20 protein-coding genes are annotated in these 19,319 nt (G+C 37.3%); 14 read left to right on the top strand and 6 right to left on the bottom strand.

The window, feature by feature from the left end; translation table 11 throughout:
• Positions 1-223 precede the first annotated feature (223 nt).
• Positions 224-1,162 (bottom strand): Dyp-type peroxidase, encoded by a 939-nt coding sequence (locus PPBDW_RS18040; RefSeq protein ID WP_036791116.1) that lies wholly within the window; start codon positions 1,160-1,162, stop codon positions 224-226.
• 471 nt (positions 1,163-1,633) lie between these two features.
• On the opposite strand from PPBDW_RS18040, the gene PPBDW_RS18035 reads away from it, so the two are divergent.
• From PPBDW_RS18035 to PPBDW_RS18015, 5 genes are all read left to right on the top strand, one after another.
• The gene (locus PPBDW_RS18035; RefSeq protein ID WP_036791113.1) at positions 1,634-1,831 is read left to right on the top strand and encodes a hypothetical protein; all 198 of its coding nucleotides are present in this window, start codon (positions 1,634-1,636) and stop codon (positions 1,829-1,831) included.
• Between the two features lie 544 nt (positions 1,832-2,375).
• Positions 2,376-2,666: a hypothetical protein gene (locus PPBDW_RS18030; protein ID WP_054262170.1), complete on the top strand. Its 291-nt coding sequence runs from the start codon at positions 2,376-2,378 to the stop codon at positions 2,664-2,666.
• Between the two features lie 306 nt (positions 2,667-2,972).
• Positions 2,973-3,848 carry a class I SAM-dependent methyltransferase gene (locus PPBDW_RS18025; protein WP_054262169.1) on the top strand — a complete coding sequence of 292 codons (876 nt, stop codon included), beginning with the start codon at positions 2,973-2,975 and terminating at the stop codon, positions 3,846-3,848.
• Between the two features lie 158 nt (positions 3,849-4,006).
• Positions 4,007-4,423, top strand: a complete 417-nt coding sequence (locus tag PPBDW_RS18020; protein WP_036791111.1) for a GFA family protein — start codon at positions 4,007-4,009, stop codon at positions 4,421-4,423.
• Between the two features lie 271 nt (positions 4,424-4,694).
• Positions 4,695-4,982 carry a hypothetical protein gene (locus tag PPBDW_RS18015; RefSeq protein WP_036791109.1) on the top strand — a complete coding sequence of 96 codons (288 nt, stop codon included), beginning with the start codon at positions 4,695-4,697 and terminating at the stop codon, positions 4,980-4,982.
• A 131-nt stretch (positions 4,983-5,113) separates the two neighbouring features.
• On the opposite strand, the gene hemB is transcribed toward PPBDW_RS18015, so the two are convergent.
• Entirely contained in the window at positions 5,114-6,106 is a 993-nt protein-coding gene (hemB, locus tag PPBDW_RS18010) for a porphobilinogen synthase (RefSeq protein ID WP_036791107.1), read from the bottom strand.
• A gap of 128 nt (positions 6,107-6,234) precedes the next feature.
• On the opposite strand from hemB, the gene PPBDW_RS18005 reads away from it, so the two are divergent.
• The 3 genes from PPBDW_RS18005 to PPBDW_RS17995 all read left to right on the top strand — a co-directional run bounded on the left by PPBDW_RS18005 (position 6,235) and on the right by PPBDW_RS17995 (position 8,996).
• Positions 6,235-6,537 (top strand): hypothetical protein, encoded by a 303-nt coding sequence (locus PPBDW_RS18005; protein ID WP_054262168.1) that lies wholly within the window; start codon positions 6,235-6,237, stop codon positions 6,535-6,537.
• A 268-nt stretch (positions 6,538-6,805) separates the two neighbouring features.
• Entirely contained in the window at positions 6,806-7,240 is a 435-nt protein-coding gene (gene trxC / locus PPBDW_RS18000; RefSeq protein ID WP_036791105.1) for a thioredoxin TrxC, read from the top strand.
• A gap of 490 nt (positions 7,241-7,730) precedes the next feature.
• A complete protein-coding gene (locus PPBDW_RS17995; protein ID WP_036791103.1) occupies positions 7,731-8,996 on the top strand; it encodes a NupC/NupG family nucleoside CNT transporter in 1,266 nt (421 codons plus the stop codon).
• Between the two features lie 114 nt (positions 8,997-9,110).
• Here PPBDW_RS17995 and PPBDW_RS17990 read toward each other — a convergent pair whose 3' ends face one another.
• On the bottom strand, positions 9,111-9,980 hold the full coding sequence (locus tag PPBDW_RS17990; RefSeq protein ID WP_036791101.1) for an NAD(P)-dependent oxidoreductase: 870 nt from the start codon (positions 9,978-9,980) through the stop codon (positions 9,111-9,113).
• Positions 9,981-10,193: 213 nt separating this feature from the next.
• Between PPBDW_RS17990 and PPBDW_RS17985 the strand changes: the two genes are divergently transcribed.
• The 4 genes from PPBDW_RS17985 to PPBDW_RS17970 all read left to right on the top strand — a co-directional run bounded on the left by PPBDW_RS17985 (position 10,194) and on the right by PPBDW_RS17970 (position 14,249).
• The gene (locus PPBDW_RS17985) at positions 10,194-10,811 is read left to right on the top strand and encodes a hypothetical protein (protein ID WP_054262167.1); all 618 of its coding nucleotides are present in this window, start codon (positions 10,194-10,196) and stop codon (positions 10,809-10,811) included.
• Positions 10,812-11,066: 255 nt separating this feature from the next.
• On the top strand, positions 11,067-12,881 hold the full coding sequence (secD, locus tag PPBDW_RS17980; protein ID WP_036791099.1) for a protein translocase subunit SecD: 1,815 nt from the start codon (positions 11,067-11,069) through the stop codon (positions 12,879-12,881).
• Between the two features lie 4 nt (positions 12,882-12,885).
• The gene (gene secF / locus PPBDW_RS17975; protein WP_036791097.1) at positions 12,886-13,788 is read left to right on the top strand and encodes a protein translocase subunit SecF; all 903 of its coding nucleotides are present in this window, start codon (positions 12,886-12,888) and stop codon (positions 13,786-13,788) included.
• Positions 13,789-13,934: 146 nt separating this feature from the next.
• Complete coding sequence (locus tag PPBDW_RS17970; protein ID WP_036791095.1) at positions 13,935-14,249, top strand: hypothetical protein; 315 nt, start codon at positions 13,935-13,937, stop codon at positions 14,247-14,249.
• Positions 14,250-14,463: 214 nt separating this feature from the next.
• Here the strand turns inward: PPBDW_RS17970 and PPBDW_RS17965 are convergent, their stop codons facing one another.
• A complete protein-coding gene (locus PPBDW_RS17965; protein WP_036791093.1) occupies positions 14,464-14,736 on the bottom strand; it encodes a hypothetical protein in 273 nt (90 codons plus the stop codon).
• A 260-nt stretch (positions 14,737-14,996) separates the two neighbouring features.
• On the opposite strand from PPBDW_RS17965, the gene PPBDW_RS17960 reads away from it, so the two are divergent.
• Together PPBDW_RS17960 and PPBDW_RS17955 are read left to right on the top strand one after the other, a co-directional pair.
• Positions 14,997-15,596 carry a DNA-3-methyladenine glycosylase I gene (locus tag PPBDW_RS17960; protein ID WP_036792892.1) on the top strand — a complete coding sequence of 200 codons (600 nt, stop codon included), beginning with the start codon at positions 14,997-14,999 and terminating at the stop codon, positions 15,594-15,596.
• Between the two features lie 81 nt (positions 15,597-15,677).
• Positions 15,678-16,601 carry a cation diffusion facilitator family transporter gene (locus PPBDW_RS17955; RefSeq protein WP_036791092.1) on the top strand — a complete coding sequence of 308 codons (924 nt, stop codon included), beginning with the start codon at positions 15,678-15,680 and terminating at the stop codon, positions 16,599-16,601.
• Between the two features lie 62 nt (positions 16,602-16,663).
• On the opposite strand, the gene lplA is transcribed toward PPBDW_RS17955, so the two are convergent.
• Together lplA and PPBDW_RS17945 are read right to left on the bottom strand one after the other, a co-directional pair.
• On the bottom strand, positions 16,664-17,683 hold the full coding sequence (gene lplA, locus PPBDW_RS17950) for a lipoate--protein ligase (RefSeq protein ID WP_036791090.1): 1,020 nt from the start codon (positions 17,681-17,683) through the stop codon (positions 16,664-16,666).
• Between the two features lie 797 nt (positions 17,684-18,480).
• Positions 18,481-19,170, bottom strand: coding sequence for a MaoC family dehydratase (locus PPBDW_RS17945; protein WP_036791088.1), 690 nt, complete (start codon positions 19,168-19,170; stop codon positions 18,481-18,483).
• Between the last annotated feature and the right edge of the window lie 149 nt (positions 19,171-19,319).

The following is a 19,319-nucleotide window of genomic DNA, read 5'->3' as shown; positions in this document are numbered from 1 at the left end:
AATAATAAATAAGTCTATAGGGGACAACAGAATTTGTTAGGAAGCAAGCCATTATTCTGTAAAAAAAAATGAGCTTTAATAGATTCAATGAGTTACTGGTGACGAAGATTCACTTATGTATATTGATTGTTGCTAATTGTGGTAATTATCAGCGTTATAATGCAATCAGCCCATTGACAGGTTGCATCAACGGGCTGAGAAATTTACAGATTATTAACTAAGATTAATCTGCAAAAGTATCAAGTAATGTTTGTGAAAAGATGAAGTAGTTTGTACCTGTTTTTGCTTCAACAAAGTCAAGTAGGCGATCATAATCACCATTGCTATCAGCAAAAATCATCTGTTGCAGTGATGTGCTCATTGTAACAGGAGAGGCCGTTAAACCGATAAACATGGTGCCATGTTCCATTGCGTTACCGTAAGGACGATTTTGACGAAGCATTTTGATTTCTTTCTCGTCAACAATCACTTTACTCTTATTGTTATGTGCCCAAGCAGGCTTTACGTCATCATCTAGTTCAATATCATCAAGTTTAGTTCGACCAATAACTTGTTCTTGATATTCCGTTGCTTGTTTATCCCATAAACCTTGGCGGTCAATGTAACGCTGGACGGTTAAATAACTACCACCTTGGTGAATATCGAGATCATCAACGACTAATACTGCATTCATACGAGCTGCATTTTTAGGGTTTTCTGTGCCATCAACAAAATCAATCATGTCGCGACTATCAAGGTATTTAAAACCTTGAATATCTTCAATTAATGTTGCTACATCTGCAAATGCTGATGCTAAGTATTTAGCTGCCTGATAGTTCAAATCCATGCGCTCGGATTTGATCATGATAAATATATCGCCAGGAGTACTTGGGAAATTGCGGTCGCCATCAGTCATGGCTTTAAAATCTTGTAATAAAGCAGGCACAGGCGTTGCTGGGAAAGCGGTTGACCAACCATGATGAGATACACCGACTGTAAAACTAAGGTCTGCGGTTGAATCTTTTTGGCCAATAGATTTTTCAATGATCTGAATTTTAGCGAAAGCATCACTCACTGCTTCTGCATTCACATCTGTTTTAAAAACAAAAGTGAGGTATTCAGCAAAAGTATTTGGATTGGATAAAGTACCTGGTTGGGCACGTTCAGATAACATTGCATTCATAGTAGTAGACCTTAATTAAAGCTATCTTGTAACGGTACGCTTTTTAGATAGCGAGCTATAGGTAAATTTTTGTAATGTAAAGTTTCACATTTTAGACTGTAAAATGATACCTAATCTGTTGTTAATAGTGAAACTGCGCAGCGCACTAATTATTTATATCGTTAATAATTTTACTTCTAACACTATTAACGTGATGTTATGGGCTTAGTGATGAGTTTTGCGAATAAAAGCATAGAAATACATGAGGCAAAAAGGCGACATAGTGCTAAAAATTATTTGCGTTAAAGCATGCTTTATTTGTAAGCATGAACGATCAAAACTACGCAATAAATAGAATGATGACTAGTCTTTTTTCGTTATTTTATTACGAATATGGCGTTGCTCACAAACTTGTTGTTATTTGCTTTTTTCAATTTAAAACCTTTGATACTAAGTACTGCATGTCGACACAGGTTTCTTTAGGAGGGTATTGTGTCTATTAACTCTATCGATTATTCAGAAATTTCTTCCGTTTCATCTAAGTGGGAACATAAAGATGACTCGGCGACCAACATCGCAGATAGCAAGAAGCAGCAAGGTGCTGCACGACGACGCATTGAGATGCTACGCGATATTCAAGCAAGCGGGTTAACCCTTGCAGAGGCAAGAGAGTTAGGTTTATTGCATTAAGTATAGGTTGAATCAACGCATTAGCCACACAAAGAGGCGAGATGCATGTACCAATTATTCATTAACCGCATTACAACGCAACAAATGTTAGACGTATACTATTGTCAGAGGCAATGTAACAACACTTACATGATTAACGCGAGCAATACAGTTACCGTTATAGCTCGCACTCTGAACTCAGCATAGGGATACCGATCGTGGTGTCCCTTTTTCTGGTCTAAATAAACCCACACCCAACTCGATGACGTTTGCAGATGTTGTCTATGCCCCAAACAGCTACCGTTATTCCCTACAGTGAATGCCCGCGAGGGCGATAGGAAATCTACTATCCACATGTTGTCGAGTTTATATTTCTTCGTAAAATGTAACGTGTTTCACAGGTGTCTTTAATAGTGTTAGTTGTATGTTTTAAGTCGTTGTTATTTATAGATCAAATAGCTTTGGTGCGAATGGGGGATTTAGGAATAAATTTGACACAATGATGAGTATTTGGAGTGGGAAAAAAGAGTAAGATTAGCGCTAAATTTTCTATTCTGGATTTACAATGAAACACATTCTACTTTTAATACTCGCTGTTATTTCTTTTCAAACATACGCTCAAAGTAAATATGTGTGTACTAAAGATCATGCTGAGCGTGACGTTGAAGTTATTTACCATGCTCCTGGTAGTCAGATACTGTGTGAAGTTAAATATACTAAACAACATCAGAGTGACATTTTATGGAGTGCGCAACATAAAGTGGGCTATTGTGAAACTAAGGCACAAAAATTTACTGAAAAATTGGCTAGCTTTGGATGGTCTTGTTATGCCGTTAATGATGAGCTAAAAAGCTAATTATTAACGATTCCTTCCTTTTATTTGGATCCACTTCTCTCTAATATCCATGAAGCAAAAATACATGTTATTTGTACAGTATTTTTGCTTCTTATTATCTTTAAGCATTTCACATTCTCTTAAAAAACACGGCAATTATTATTTGCGATACGGTCAGACATTTTAAATCGACGTTTTAAACTATAGTAATAAAACTATTATTATTAGCATATAAGCATGCGATAGGTTGGTTTGACTATCTTATTTACTATTTATGTACTTAAATTTAGACGTTAGCCGTCTTTGTATTATTTGAGGACGTTGGTCATGCGGCAAAAAATTGATGCAGATTATATTCATAAGTTAAACAAAGATTTTCATGATCAAGAAGAAGCATTTAATTATGACGCTAGAATGGGAGCGACATATGATAATAAATCACAACAACGGACGATTAAAGAGTTAGAGTCTGTATTAGGACATACGCTTCCTAAAGGAGGAGTGGTTGTTGATGTCGCTTCTGGGACCGGAAATTTAGCGGTTAAACTTGCAGCAACTAATTGGTATCAACAGGTGATTGGCGTAGATATTAGTGAGCGTAGTTTGGAAGTTGCTCATAAAAATGCTCACTCAATGAATACACAGATAAAAACGATTGTTTCAGATATGACGATACTCCCTTTTGATGATAATAGTGTTGATTTAGTGGTTGGTTGTGCTTTTTTGCATCATTTGCCTGAACCAAAAAAATTCATGAAAGAACTCTTACGAGTTTTAAAGCCAGGGGGGGAGTTTGTTTTTATCGGTGAGCCGACAACCCATGGTGGACAACTGATTGATATTATCAAAAAGCCGTTAGTCTGGATCAATAATACTCGTCGCTATTTTTCTAAGCAGCATCAGCGGCAAATGCGGTGGGATCACGCCAATATTGATGTACATGATTTTAACCAGCAAGATGCTGAACAATTATTATGTGGCTTTAATACTCCTAAAATTATTACCGAAGGTTTTTTATCTCCCATCATTGACCAAGGGTTGATGACGCCGATTCGAAGTGTATTGAGCGAGACTTCGATGATAAAGCCACTATTTTTATATATTAATCGTGGTCTTTATTGGTGTGATATAACTATTTTCAACTATGTTATTCCTAAGTTTTGGCGAGTGTCACTTAAGCTCAGTGGCGAAAAGCCGTTGTAGGTAGTAGATGTAGTATTATGTTTAACAGTGTTATTTCTAGGTATGGTTTAGGGTGCTATTTAAGCTAAACATCACAGAATTGAACTGTGTTTATATACAGTGGTTTTGAGGGCGCTATTATGATGAGCCAGATTAATTATTAGTTAAGGAATTATTCAATGTCTCATTCAGAAGCAAGCTGTCTTTGTGGTGCAGTAAAAATTATGGCCGCAGAGATTAATCCTAAGTTTACTGTGTGCCATTGCCAATCATGTCGAACGTGGGGTGGTGCTCCTTTTTTTGCTGTGCAATGTGGCACTAAAGTGGAATTTAAGGGTGAAGAGAGTATTAAAATATATCAATCATCACCTTGGGCATCGCGTGGTTTTTGCTGCGAATGTGGAACGCATTTATTTTATAAAGTGAAAAAAACAGGTGAATATAATATGCCTGTTGGTTTGTTCCCTGACTTGAAAGGGCTAAAAATGGAGATGCAGTATTTTAGTGATGCACGCCCTAGTTATTACTGCTTTACCAATGAGACTCAGCAAATGACTACTGCTGAAATTATGGCCTATTTTGCGAAGGAAATGTAATTAAGCCTCTCTATTAACTTACTATGGATTATACCTGTGGTTAGCTTATTCATGGCTAATAATGCACGATATCAATATAGGGATAAGTCATCCATTTATTATTTTGTGGTCATTCACTTGGTTTGTCTTGAGAGTATGCTTTGATACAGTGTATTTTTGATGACTTAGTCACGGATGGATGAATTAAAATAATGGCCACTATCTATGAGTTACCATTGATGCTTATGATGTGTTAGTTGTTCTCAAAGAACTCATCTAAAGGAAGATTAAGATGTCAAAATTTCAATTTTTTTGTATGCCCAATACTGACCGAAAGAAATTTACTTATCTCAAAATGGATAGCGATAGTTTTATGGTTGAAAAAAATCAGCTGTTAAAACTCGGTTTTGAAGTAGAAGATGATGTGATTTTTGCTGACACTGCAGATGAAGCGATAGATAAGTTCAACTCAAACTATGTGTATGCATTGCAAGAGTACGCCGATTCTTCTGTGGGCGGTGGTTTGGGAACGTTTATTATTGAAAGCTATAAAGATATTATTCGACGGTTTAAATCATAACTTATACATTGGTGTGAACAAATAATTCAACAAAATGTGTAACTCTGTCTTAAGCATAATAGATGTTTGATCAATTATGCTTAAAGACTCAATTGTATGTTTGTTAAAGAATAACGGGTGATGTGATTAAATTATGCTTTATCTTGCGCTAACCACTGTGCAACTTGCTTGGTGTAATAGCTAACAATAAGATCCGCACCTGCACGTTTAAAACCAGTTAATGTTTCATACACCACCCGCTTTTCATCTAACGCGCCTGCTAATGCAGCAAATTTGATCCCTGCATATTCACCACCAACTTGATATACCGCGAGTGGTAGATTAGTTTTACGGCGAAGGTTAGCAACCACATCAAGATAAGGTGTGCCTGGTTTCACCATTAAAATATCTGCACCTTCTTCTTCATCAAGTAGAGCTTCTACTAACGCTTGACGGCCGTTGGCGCAATCCATTTGATATGCTTTGCGATCACCGCTTAACTCACAATCAACTGCAGTACGGAATGGGCCGTAGAAGGCAGAGGCAAATTTTACCGCATGGGCAAGAATAGCCACATGCTCAAAACCTGCTGCATCTAAACCTTCACGAATGGCTTTAACTTGACCATCCATCATTGCTGACGGTGCTAGCATATCAGCACCAGCTTTAGCTGCAGTGACACTTTGTTTAACTAATAATGCGAGTGTTTCGTCATTGAGGACATGCTCATCATGGTAAACACCACAATGGCCGTGAGTGGTATATTCGCAAAAACAAATATCAGGGATCACCATCATGTCAGGGCAAGCGGCTTTGATTGTTTTTACCATACGGGCAAGTAAACCATCATCATTCCATGTATCACTGCCGATTTCATCCTTGGTATGAGAGATACCAAAAGGCATTACGTAACGCACGCCAAGCTTATAAAGTGTATTTATCTCATCAGCCAGCATGGTTTCTGGAATACGTGAAATGCCCGGCATGGTGCTAATAGGCACTTCTTCAGTTAAGGTTTCTTCAATGAAGATTGGGTGGATCAGATCCGCTAATTTAAATTCATGTTCACGTACAAGATCACGCATATTGGCAGTACGGCGCATACGACGAATACGTTTCACTGGAACAGAGATAGGGTTTGTCATTAGAAAATTCTATTTTATGTTAATCGAGTATACATCATACAAATGTTAGGGTTTGAGATGCAAGGGATTGTGCTGTTGATTCTTAACCAGACTAAACTTAATGCGGAAGTTACTACCCTGAGGTCATTATGAAAGTAATTATATTATTAGTATTATCTATTTTATCTTTTCAAGTATATGCACAGGACAAATATGTTTGTCACAAGGATGGCGCTGAACGCACTGTTGAAGTTGTTTATAGTCAGCCAGGCAGTAAAGTGCCTTGTGAGGTTAAATATACTAAGCCGGACAGTAATAAAATTTTATGGAGTGCTAATCATGAAGTTGGCTATTGTGAAGCAAAAGCAAAGCAGTTTGTTCTTAAGCTCGGCGGATTTGGTTGGTCTTGTAGTGATGTAAATGATAAAGCTGCACAGCCATTGGGTGAATAGAACGCGAGTTTATCGGCATTCACACGGATTAAAAGAGTTAGCTCTTTTAATCCGTGTGATATTTGAGTTAACTATTCTATATCAAGCCCAAAAAATTATTTAATAGAGGCTAAAAAAACAGCCATTAAAAGTATTTTGGTGTTATTGATGACCGATGTCTATTCATAGGTTTTTCCTATCAGCTTAATCAGTTAAAACTTCTTTTGTTTTGATAAAGAAGGGGATAGATTAAATATAATTAATTTAGAATTAGATCTGGAAATTCATTATGACAACCATGACAACTCGCTGCCCACATTGTAAAGCAATGAACCGCTTACCTCTTGATCGTGTTAATGACGAAGCAACATGTGGTACTTGTAAAGAAAAGCTACTTGATGGTATGCCAATCGAAGGTACTGCTGATAACTTCGCTAATTTAATTAATGGTGACAAACCTGTTGTTGTTGATTTTTGGGCCCCGTGGTGTAGCCCATGTGTTGGTTTTGCACCAATCTTTGCTGATGTTGCTAATGAACGTGATGGCGCAGCTCGTTTCGTTAAGATTGATACTGAAGCTCAACAGGCACTTGCTGGACAATATCGTATTCGTAGCATTCCAACCATTATGGTATTTAAAGGCGGTAAAATGGTCGACATGTTAAATGGTGCGATGCCTAAAACTGCATTCGATGAGTGGTTAAACAACGCATTAACAAAATAACGGCCAATAATATATTTTTGTTATATACGAATATTTGTCAGTGGTATGTTAATAAGTAAGCCTAGTTATTCAAATAGATAACTGGGCTTTTTTGTACAAAAAATCTTACCAAGCAATACTAAATATCATTATTTCGCATATTATTTATGCTAATTATGTGTAAATGTAAAAAAACACTATGCTAAATTTTTAATGTGATCAAGATCTCTATATACTCCCGCCTCGGCCAGAACAATTACGTTCAGCCACCTTATTACAAGCTGTCACTAGGATATGTGAACGACCCACGGAGTTGGACCGGCATTAACTAGCTTGTTAATTTAGGTGACTTGTATGTTGTACCATTGGACGAACACTCTTTTAGTTGTTTACGCATATTTGCGTAATCCCCATCTTTTGTTGAGTCTTCAGCAAATGTTTTTCCGATGCCGCAACACAATCAATACCTTCATTATTCGACACCCATTTATAAACACAGCAGGACGAAATAATGCAGTTGTTAATTAGTTTGGCCGGTATTGCAATACTGGTTTTATGCGCAATTTTACTTTCAGATAATCGCAAAGCGATCAATTGGCGTACCGTGATTGGTGCTTTAGTGCTACAAGCAAGTTTTGCAGCCTTAGTGTTGTACATTCCTCTTGGACAGAAAATGCTTGGTGCAATGAGCGACGGTGTTGCTGGTTTGTTGAGCTTTGCCGATGTAGGTATAAAGTTTGTATTTGGTGATTTAGCCAATATTCAAAAAAGTGGCTTTGTATTTGCTATTCGAGTATTGCCATTAGTGATCTTTATTAGTGCATTAATTTCGTTACTATATTATTTCGGTATTATGCAGTGGGTAATTAAAGTTCTTGGTGGTGGTATCCAAAAGCTATTAGGTACGAGCCGCGCAGAATCATTAGTTGCTACGGGTAATATATTCTTGTCGCAGGGTGAATCACCATTACTTATTCGTCCTTTTTTAGCCAAAATGACCCGTTCTGAGCTGTTTGTGGTAATGACATGTGGTATGGCGTCTGTTGCTGGTTCAGTATTGGGTGGTTATGCGGGTCTCGGTGTCGATCTTAAGTTTTTGATTGCAGCTAGTTTTATGGCGGCTCCTGGTGGTTTGTTAATGGCTAAAATTTTAGTGCCAGAGCAAGAAACGCCAGAAGAGCAGGTTGAGATTGAAATGGCAACTAGTGAACACAGTAATGCCATTGATGCATTAGCCGCTGGTGCAATGAATGGTATGAAAGTCTCTGTTGCTATTGGTACGATGTTAATTGCATTTGTTAGTGTGATTGCGATGGCTAATGCAGGACTAGAGCAGGTCGGTTATGGCCTAGCAAGTTTAACATCGACCATGGGAATGGAGTCGTTATCACAATGGTTTGCGACCACCCCATTAAGTATGCAGCTTATTTTAGGCTATATTTTCTCACCATTGGCCTTTGTTGTTGGGGTTCCGGCGAATGAAATGATGGCTGCAGGTACTTTCATTGGTGAAAAACTAATTTTAAATGAATTTGTTGCTTTTATGGATTTTGCTTCAGTTAAACAGACTTTATCTGCTCATACACAAGTGATTATCACGTTTGCCTTATGTGGTTTTGCCAATATTGGTTCAATTGCGATTCAAATTGGTTCAATTGGTGTGATGGCACCTGAGCGTCGTAGTGATGTTGCACGACTCGGTTTTAAAGCTGTGATGGCGGCAACATTAGCTAACTTAATGAGTGCGACCTTAGCGGGCATTTTTGTTACGTTATAATGGAATAAACAAGCAATTTAACCATTGAGTCACGAAGCCGTTGTAAGAAATCTTACAACGGCTTCGTTGTTTCTAACACTATCTGTTTTTATTTGAGTGATATTTTAATGCTGATTATTTATCAAATTGTTTAATTAATACTGATGTATCTGCTCGATTAAATCCGCGTTGCTGTAATTTTTCATATTGTGAATCAACTTGTTTTGCCAATGGTAGCTCCACATTAAGTTTGTCAGCAGCATCGAAACAAATCGCGAGATCTTTACGCATCCAATCAACGGCAAACCCAAAATCAAATAAGTTTGCGTCCATAGTCTGGGCGCGATTTTCTAATTGCCATGATCCTGCTGCACCATGTTTTAATACTTCTGTCATGGTGTGAATATCAAGCCCTGCGGCTTTGGCGAGAGTAATTGCTTCTGATAACCCTTGTAATACACCAGCGATACATAACTGGTTGGCCATTTTAGTTATTTGACCGTAACCCGTTTCACCCATTAAAGTCGTTGCTTTGGCATAGCTTGCTATAGCCTGTTTGGCTTTATTAAAAACAGCTTCATTACCACCGACCATTACGGTTAAACAACCATTAATAGCACCGGCTTCGCCGCCTGATACTGGCGCATCTAAAAAGTCACAACCAATAGCATGTGCTGCATCAGCAATTTCTCGTGCCACATCAGCAGAGGCTGTAGTATGATCGACTAAAATAGCACCAGGTTTAGCTGTTACTAAAATACCTTGTTGGCCTTTATAAATTTCACGTACATCGTCATCATTACCGACACAAGTGAAAACAATATCTGCTTCTTTCACTGCATCACAAGGAGTAAGAGCACTCTCACCATTATATTCTTTTGTCCAAGCGTCTGCTTTTGCTTGGGTACGGTTATAAACCGTAACGTGATAGCCAGCTTTAGCAAGGTGTCCAGCCATCGAATAGCCCATCGTCCCGAGCCCTAAAAAAGCAACGTTTGCAGTCATAGTTAATACTTCCTTGGTTTTAATTGTGAGCAATATGTAACATCATAACAGACTGCATTATTGCGTAAATGGTTAGCAGTTGTATGTGTTTTGTTCAAATGAGTGAGGTTTATCAATAGGATTAATTATTCGAGATTAATCGCTTGTAACAACTTGTGTTGCCAATTATCATAACACTCACTTTTATTTTATGGATTGGTTTAGTTAAGTCTAATGTTGTCAGCTGTGTTTCGTATTGTGTTATTAGTACTATGTTTAGGAGCAAGTTCATTTGCTTCGGCATCGTCACATGCGGACTTCACTCAGACCAATCCTGTATATACTGATGTTATTGAAACACCGATGCTTAACGTTACTGCTGTTACACTAACAGCAATAACAGATCATGCCTCAACGCAACAGCATCAGAGCGAACAAGCTCCTACTCAAAAGCATCCCACTGATCGATATGTCAGTACCAATGGCTTGCCGGTGTCGTTTTATAACACTAAGTTAGTGTGGAACTTTCCTGCACCAACCAATATTAAATTTCCGTTACACAGTGGTAAACATCACCGTTCAGAAGCCCTTAATTTAAAAAATATCATTAATATATCTACTCGGTCTTTGAGTAGTTTTTATCATAATGCTGATGATATACCGCCAACATTTGAATTGGCGTTTGAATTACCTTTACCTCCTATACCTATACTTACTATTGGGTATGCAGAACCTCTTAGCCCACAAAGTGATTGGATATTAACGATAAAATCCACATCATCGCGTGTATCCGGCTGGAAAGAATCTAATCTACTCTATTCACATTACGAACGTCCGTTCGTTACCGCGTAAGACATTACTAGCGTTTATGTCATTTATGGCATGGTGTGCTTTACTTAGTGATGTTGCTTTCATCAACACATAAAACGTTCTATTAATTTATGTATTAAATCTATCAATAACTATTATTAATACTAACTGTTATCGGCTGTGAATATGATAACAAACGGTTGTTTGTCTATATAAAAGATAAAAATTAATAATAATTGCTGATGTGTTATCGGTCGCAACAAGATGAGCTTGTTGCTAGATATATGGCTTAAAATAATGAGAAAAAAGAATAATAAACAGATTCTGAATCATTACTCAGCATGGAAATATGTTGTGTTAATTGTGACAGTCTCGATTATGTTGCTTAGTGCGATCCCAACTTGGTATGGCGAAAATGCAGCAGTACAAATCAGTGCGAAAGGCGGCTCAATGCCAACACCTTTTGAGATTCAACGTGTTCTAAAAGAAAATGGCATTGAAGCCAAAACTATTGAACAGCAGCCAACTCGTACTATTGTGGTCGTTAATTCAACCAAAGAGCAAACTAATACTAAAGAAGCGCTAAACAGCATTATTCATAATGAAAGTCGTTTAACGTTAGCATTAGAACCTGCTGCACCGAAGTGGTTATTAGGCCTAGGTTTTGAACCTATTAAGTTGGGTCTTGATTTACGTGGTGGTGTGCAATTCTTGCTTGATGTCGATATGAAAGAAGTTTACAAGCAGCATGCACAGCAGCTGACTGACGATCTTCGTATTGATTTTCGTAAACAAGATATTCGTGCTGCACGCTCAGAATTGACCAATAATAATCAAGTTCTTGTGCGTCTTCCAAGTGAAGCTGCGAATGATAAAGTACGTACATACATTCGTACTCAATACCCACAATGGCAAGCGAAGAATGGTCAAGGCGATAACTTAGTCTTGTCTATGCGTGAAGATGAGCAAACTAATCTGCGTAACTTAACAGTACAGCAGAACTTGCAAACTATGCGTGGTCGTATTGAGCAATTAGGTATTACCGAAGCATCTGTACAGCGTCAAGGTGAAAACCGTATTCGTATCGAGCTTCCAGGTGTACAAGATCCTGCGGCAGCGAAGAACGTTATTGGTGCAACAGCTAGCCTTGCTTTCTATGCGGTTAAGCAAGAAGGTACTGGTAGTACAATGATTATTGACGACAAAGAAGGTCGTCCTGTACGTGTAAGCCGGAAACCAGTATTAACCGGTGATCATATTATCGATGCACGTGCGAGCATGGGTGAAATGGGTACGCCAGAAGTTAATATTACTTTGGATAGTGCTGGTGGCAGCATGATGTCAGAGTTCTCACGTAATAACGTGGGCCAACCAATGGCAACGTCTTACAGTGAATATACGCGTAATGCCAAAGGTCAGACAGTACAAACTAACAAGATCATTAGTGTTGCTACTATTCAAACTCAGTTAGGTAGCCGCTTCCGTATTACGGGTGCTGGTTCACTTGCTGATGCACAACAATTAGCGTTATTACTACGTGCGGGTTCATTAACCGCGCCAGTAACGATTGTTGAAGAGCGTACCATTGGTCCAACATTGGGTGCTGAAAACATTAAAAATGGTTTTGCTGCTCTAGCATTAGGTTTAGGTGTGACATTGCTATTTATGGCATTGTGGTACCGCCGCCTTGGTTGGGTGGCAAACATTGCGTTGATCACTAACATGATTATGCTATTCGGTTTACTTGCCTTGATTCCTGGAGCGGTATTAACTTTACCGGGTATTGCTGGTCTGGTATTAACCGTTGGTATGGCTGTTGATACCAACGTGCTTATTTTTGAGCGTATTCGCGATATGGTTCGAGATGGTCGCAGTTTTGCTCAAGCGATTGATCGTGGTTTCAGTAGCGCATTTGGTACAATTTTCGATGCGAACTTTACCACAATGATCACAGCAGTGGTTCTGTACTCTATCGGTAATGGTCCAATTCAAGGCTTTGCATTGACGTTAGGTCTAGGTCTTCTAACCAGTATGTTCACTGGTATATTTACTTCCCGCGCCATTATTAACTTGGTCTGGGGTCGTGATTCTCGTCGAGATGTAAGGGTTTAACGCAATGAAAAATTGGATTATTACACACTTAACTAAATTGCGTTATATGACCGGTATTGTGTCAATTGCGCTAATGGTTATCTCGATCAGCTTCATTTGTATTCGTGGTTTAAACTGGGGTCTTGATTTCACTGGCGGCGTTGTTAGTGAAGTACAGATGAACAGCCAAATTACGAGCAGTGAAATTGAACCATTGATGGATGCTGGCTTTAAACAAGATGTTGTTGTAATTGCAGCTGATGAACCTGGTCGTTGGATTCTACGCTATTCAGTACCAGCTAAAGGTGAGACTTACCCAGAAATTACTCAAGTACTTGATCCGTTACATGCCCAAGTCCAAGTGTTAAACACTAGCATTGTAGGACCACAAGTGGGTGCTGAAATGGCATCTCAAGGTGGTTTAGCATTACTTGTTACTATGCTTTGTATCTTAGGTTATCTAAGTTACCGCTTTGAATGGCGTCTTGCTGCTGGTGCGCTACTTGCACTAATGCACGATGTTATTTTAGCTGTGGGTTTCTTTGCTATGACTCAAATGGAGTTTAACCTAACGGTACTAGCGGCTATTCTGGCTATTTTAGGTTACTCATTGAACGACTCGATTGTTATCGCTGACCGTATTCGTGAACTTCTGATTGCGAAACCAAAGCAAGATATTGAAGCAACTAATAATGAAGCGATCATTGCAACGTTCTCACGTACGATGGTGACATCGGGTACGACGTTGATGACAATCAGTTCATTATGGTTATTAGGTGGCTCATCACTGCAAGGTTTCTCTATTGCGATGTTTATTGGTGTGCTAACCGGTACATGGTCATCGATATCTGTAGGTACATTGTTACCTGAATTCTTAGGGTTAAAACCTGAGCATTATTTGCCAAAACCTGAATCACAAGATCCTTAACCGTTAAGGATAATGAGTAAACCGTCAGCAGTAATGTTGGCGGTTTTTTTTTGCTGTAGATTCAAGAAGTGGCTTATTTTCAGTGCATAGTAAGATTTATTGCTAGACTAATAGAAGTGACATAAAGCATGGTGAAAGGAGATAGCATGCAACAAAGAATGATATTAATTAGTGGTGCAGCACTGTTAATTGTCGGCTGTACGCACACTGATGATGGCGATATTCGTTTTTTACCCGATAAATATATCAATAATATTGAATACAACAGTATTTATCATTATGGCTATAATCAAGGTTGCGAGTCAGCACTTGCGAAAGCAAAAGTAGCAGGACATCGCTATAACCAAGATCTGACTTTAAATGACACTTCAATGCGTTTTAATAAAGGTTGGCAACAAGGTTATTCTGCTTGTAAAGCTGGAAAAGAGAAGATGCTATATAATTTATCCCAAACACGATGATATTTTTGATATACGTCACCTTTTTATAAAATATGGTTTGTTTTGTATTATATTAGCAGTTAATATACTCAACATGAAGCATATGTGTTTAATTACTTTTAGTTATAAGATATAACCACATATTTGTTGAGTAAAAAAAACAGACCTAATGATCTGTTTTTACTTAAATGTCAACTAGCCTAAGTTTTCATTATTAATTTTCAATATTTATTTTTTAAGCTGCAATCGCAGTTACTTTTTGATTGTTAAATACAATATGAGTTGCAACATTTATCTCTGACAATAATAAATAGTGCTCTAATTTGTTATTGTTTAGCTCCACGACAATTTGCAAATGACATTCAATCATTTCTCTAAGGTATGAATATCTGTTTTTAACATTGCTACTCTTTAATTGTTTATAACATCCATTTTGTGCATATACCCAAGCATTGTATGTGCACTTATCATTTTCTATTTGTGCGATGAACTCCGCAATATTTTTCACATTTAATCCCTTAATGAATCTGTACATGCTATAGGCTTAGTTAGTATGCATCAAAGAGAAAAAACTGAAACCTAAATTTATATTTAATATGGATAATGTGATATTGATAAATATTTTTAGGTAATAACGATGATTGAAAGTGACTTATATAAAAAGACTTTAAGAATAATGCGCTATAGTAGTAGGTATTCTTATAAATTTATTACTTGTGTTTTGTGAAAATAGAGTTAATTAATATAAATATTATTATTAAAAGTGATATGACAAATTCAAATAATATATGTGAGTGGGCTATTCATTCAGATTTAGAACGCCAATACCATGATAATGAGTGGGGGCGTCCTCATAAGGATGATTGTTATTTATTTGAATTTTTAACATTGGAAGGTGCTCAGGCTGGGCTTAATTGGTATACCGTTTTAAAGAAGCGCGCTAGCTATAGAAAAGCTTTTGAAGACTATGATATTGAGAAGCTTGCGGCTTATAGTGAGCAAGAAATAGAATTACGTATAACGACGATTATTGCTAATTATGATGTGATTAGACACCAAGGTAAATTACGTTCGGTATTTACCAATGCGCGCGCTGCTAAACGACTACAAAACCAGTATGGTAGTTTAGCTGCTCCATTGTGGCAGTTTGTTAATGATATACCTCATATTAATCATTGGTCGTCGAGTGAACAAGTTCCCATTACAACCCCTATATCACAGGCATTGAGTCAATTTCTAAAGCATCATGGATTTAAATTTATTGGTAATATAACCTGTTATGCATTTATGCAAGCAGTAGGGATGGTTAATGATCATACGATTAATTGTCATTGTTATCAATCTATTACAAACGAAATAGTAAAGTAGTTATTAATGTAAAAAAGATCACATTTTGTGAGCTAAATTCGTTATTATATCGCATCCATTTTTCATGTTTTATGGGGCGTTATGTCTAAGACGGCAGTTAAGTTAATTCAGAAAGTCACCTGGGTTGGGTCTATTGCAAATATTGCATTAGCATTTATAAAAATTACTGTCGGTAAACTTACTGGTAGTCAGGCGCTTATTGCCGATGGTGTACACAGTTTTTCTGACTTGGTTACCGATACGGCTATCATAATAGGCTCTCGCTATTGGACGGCTCCTGCTGATACAGAACATCCTTATGGTCATGGCCGTTTTGAAACATTAACTAATATTTTTATTGGTTTTATCTTGGCTATTGTAGGTATTGGTATTGGTTGGGATTCACTCCATTCGATCAGCACTCAATCACATTCGCAACCAGGGATATTAGCATTTAGTGCCGCAGTGGCGTCAATTGTTGTGAAAGAGGCGCTTTATCGCTGGACTGCAATTCAGGCTAAAAGTATTAATAGTCGTGCACTATATGCTAACGCTTGGCACCATCGTTCTGATGCTTTAAGTTCATTGCCTGTTGCTATCGCAGTAATAGCGAATTATTTTTTTCCTACCTTTCATTATTTAGATCAAATTGCAGCATTAATTGTAACTGCGATGATTTTAAAAGCATCGTTTGAAATTTTATGGCCAGCAATTTTAGAGTTGACTGAGGCAAAAGCAGACTCTGATATTGAAAAACAAATTCAGGCATATGCAGCAGAAGATAAAGATATTCAAGAAGTTCATGCGATAAGAAGCCGCCGTACTGGTAGTACAATTTTATTAGATTTCCATTTATTGGTTGATCCTGAAATGAGTGTTGAACGGGCTCATAATATTACCGAAAATTTCAAAACACATTTATTAAATGAATTAGATGAGGTTGTCGATATTATTATTCATATTGAGCCATATAATTGCCAAGAGCGTAAAATAAATCCATGCAGTGATGATTGTGATAATTATTAGGAATAAATAATACTTATTTAACAATAACAAGACCGATATTAATCTGGTCTTGTTATTATATTTTAATTAATAGTGTTTTTTAACCAATTATCAACATCCATTAATAGATCATTATAGTGTGGATACTCAATGGCTAAATTATCGATAGCTGTACTTATAGCCGCATTATTATAAGGTAAATTAATTAGTCGTTGTTCTAATAATTCTAATGGTGCAAGATCTAGACTATCAGTAAATAGTTTTACTTCAGTTATATTACCTTTGTTGACATTAAGGTGCAGTTCAATACCTCCCCAATTAAAACGCTCATCTAGGCTATGTGTAAACTGAGGTGTATTACCAAAATTCCAGTCCCAACGGCTGAATTTTGCAAATGTTTCATTAAAGCCTGCTAATTCAGGCAATGCTTGTGGTGAAATATGTTCGGCTTCAACATACTCACTGTAATGATCACAAAACGTATCAATAATGGCATCACATACCATTTTATGGTCAATGTTATGAACGATTTGGTTGAGATTTGTCACTCGTGAACGTACAGATGTGATCCCTTTCGCGGCAAGTTTCTTTTTATCAGGGTTAAGGTAATTGGCTAATTGTGTTAAGTCGGCACTGAGTAATAATGTGCCATGATGAAAACCACGATCCATTGTTTCACGGTATGCTGATCCTGAAAACTTACGCTCGCCTTCTGCATCTTCAACAACCAAATCATTACGGCCTGTTGCTCTACCATTTATACCAAGTTGTTTGAGTGCTGTAAGTACTATATCTGTTGATATTGTCTTGTTGTAATCAGGCTTACCTGCCATAAATGTAAAATTGGTATTTCCAAGGTCGTGAAAGACTGCGCCACCGCCGCTTTGACGACGCGCAAGTGTAATACCATCTTGTTCCATTTTAAGCGTGTTACATTCTTTCCATGGGTTTTGTGCTCGACCTATGACAACTGTATTGTCGTTTCGCCATAGGAATAATACCCGTTGCTGGGTAGACATTGTACGGAAAATAGCATCTTCAACAGCAAGATTAAACCATGGGTTAGTTGAGTCTGAAATCAGTACTCTAATTTTTGAAGACATCACGCATACCTGACTAAATGTGGATGCAATGAATTTACCTTGTCATTGGAAAGAGGTAAAGCGGTCAATACAGAAGAGAAAATTTTTGTAGGGGTTATAAATAAAAAAACCAAATCACATCCTATAAACTGGAACAAATGTGATTTGGTAACATGTTTTTAATTATGGCTCGCCTAGAGAATCTTGTTGTTTTCTAGATCATAAAATAAGAATAGCATCACAATTTTTGAATGCAAAGAACGATAATTGCAAGTTAAGGTTACTATATGTTATTTATTGATAGTAATTATGTGATGTATGGGTGAAGAAATATAGTTAAAACGAAATGGTACAGAGTTGAAGCTTGAGGGGTATAAATGCAGTAAATGGTAGTCAGTAAGAGCATGGATTGATCACCATGCTACCTCTAAGCTATTTATAATATAAAATATAGTTATTTATAGATTAGTTACTGATTGTTCGTTGTTTGTTCTGCTGGTGTTGGTTGACTTACTTGGTTAAAAACATCATACGTGATGAAATAGCCAATTAATAAAATGAGGGGAATGAATTTTATCCACTTGTTCATAATGATACCTAACCAAAAAATATTCGGCTACCATACCAGCCTTCTTCACTAGGTAAATGACTATTAATGAAAAGTTAGGTTTTACACTATAAGATCATTAAGATAGGAAAAGAAGAAAGATAAATAACATAATGAATTGAATGCTTTTTTTTGCTTTTTTGGTTGAGTTCTTGTCAATAGAGAAAAAGCCGATGACTCGGCTTTTTGGGGGAATAGGGATTGCTTAAAATTAAAAATAAAGCCGCATAACTGATTCAGCAACACATGCAGGACGACGACAACCTTCGATTTCAACGGTAATCTCTTGAACGATTTCTAGACCGCGCTTAATTGGTGTTACAGACTGAATTTTTGTTCTGGCGCGAATATTAACGCCTGTTTTTACTGGGTAAGGAAATCTAACTTGGTTAAGACCATAATTGACTGTCATTTTGGCAGATGGAAATTTTGGGCTCGCAGGATCAACACTGTCAGTTAATACTGATAGAAGTGAAAGCGTTAAAAAACCATGTGCAATGGTTGTTTTAAAAGGAGATTCTGCTGCTGCTTTTTGTGGATCAGTATGGATCCACTGATGATCGTCGGTAACATTCGCAAAGTTATTAATACGTAGCTGATCAACTGTTAGCCATTCGCCAACATGAATTTCTTCGCCTAACGATGCTGTGAGCTCATTCATTACTTTGGTAGCTTCTGGGTGCATCTCAACCATAATAGGTTTAGAGACAGCTTCACCGTTAGATATAGAAACGAGGTTATGATCTTTTACCCAAGTTGCAAAATGGCTGCTATTGGCTTTATTGAGAAATTCAATCCAATAGTCACGGATTGATGGGGATAGCCAGTCTTTAAATTCAAACGGGTGATGTGATAACACTTCACGTTTACGTTTGATAAAATCGACTACTTTTACTTTCATAGAGCATAACCTTAGTTTGAAATGCCGCGCTTGGGTTTGGGGCAAGGCATTGTAGCTATTATTTACAGTAGCACAACTGGTATTTTTTATAAAAAATACTTATAAGACTCATCGGATGAGTTAATTTTAAAGGATGTTGATGCCTTTAC

Source organism: Photobacterium kishitanii (assembly GCF_000613045.3).
Classification (GTDB): Bacteria; Pseudomonadota; Gammaproteobacteria; order Enterobacterales; family Vibrionaceae; genus Photobacterium; species Photobacterium kishitanii.
The sequence above is the reverse complement of the archived record's forward strand: the minus strand, read 5'-3'. Positions and strand labels throughout refer to the sequence as shown.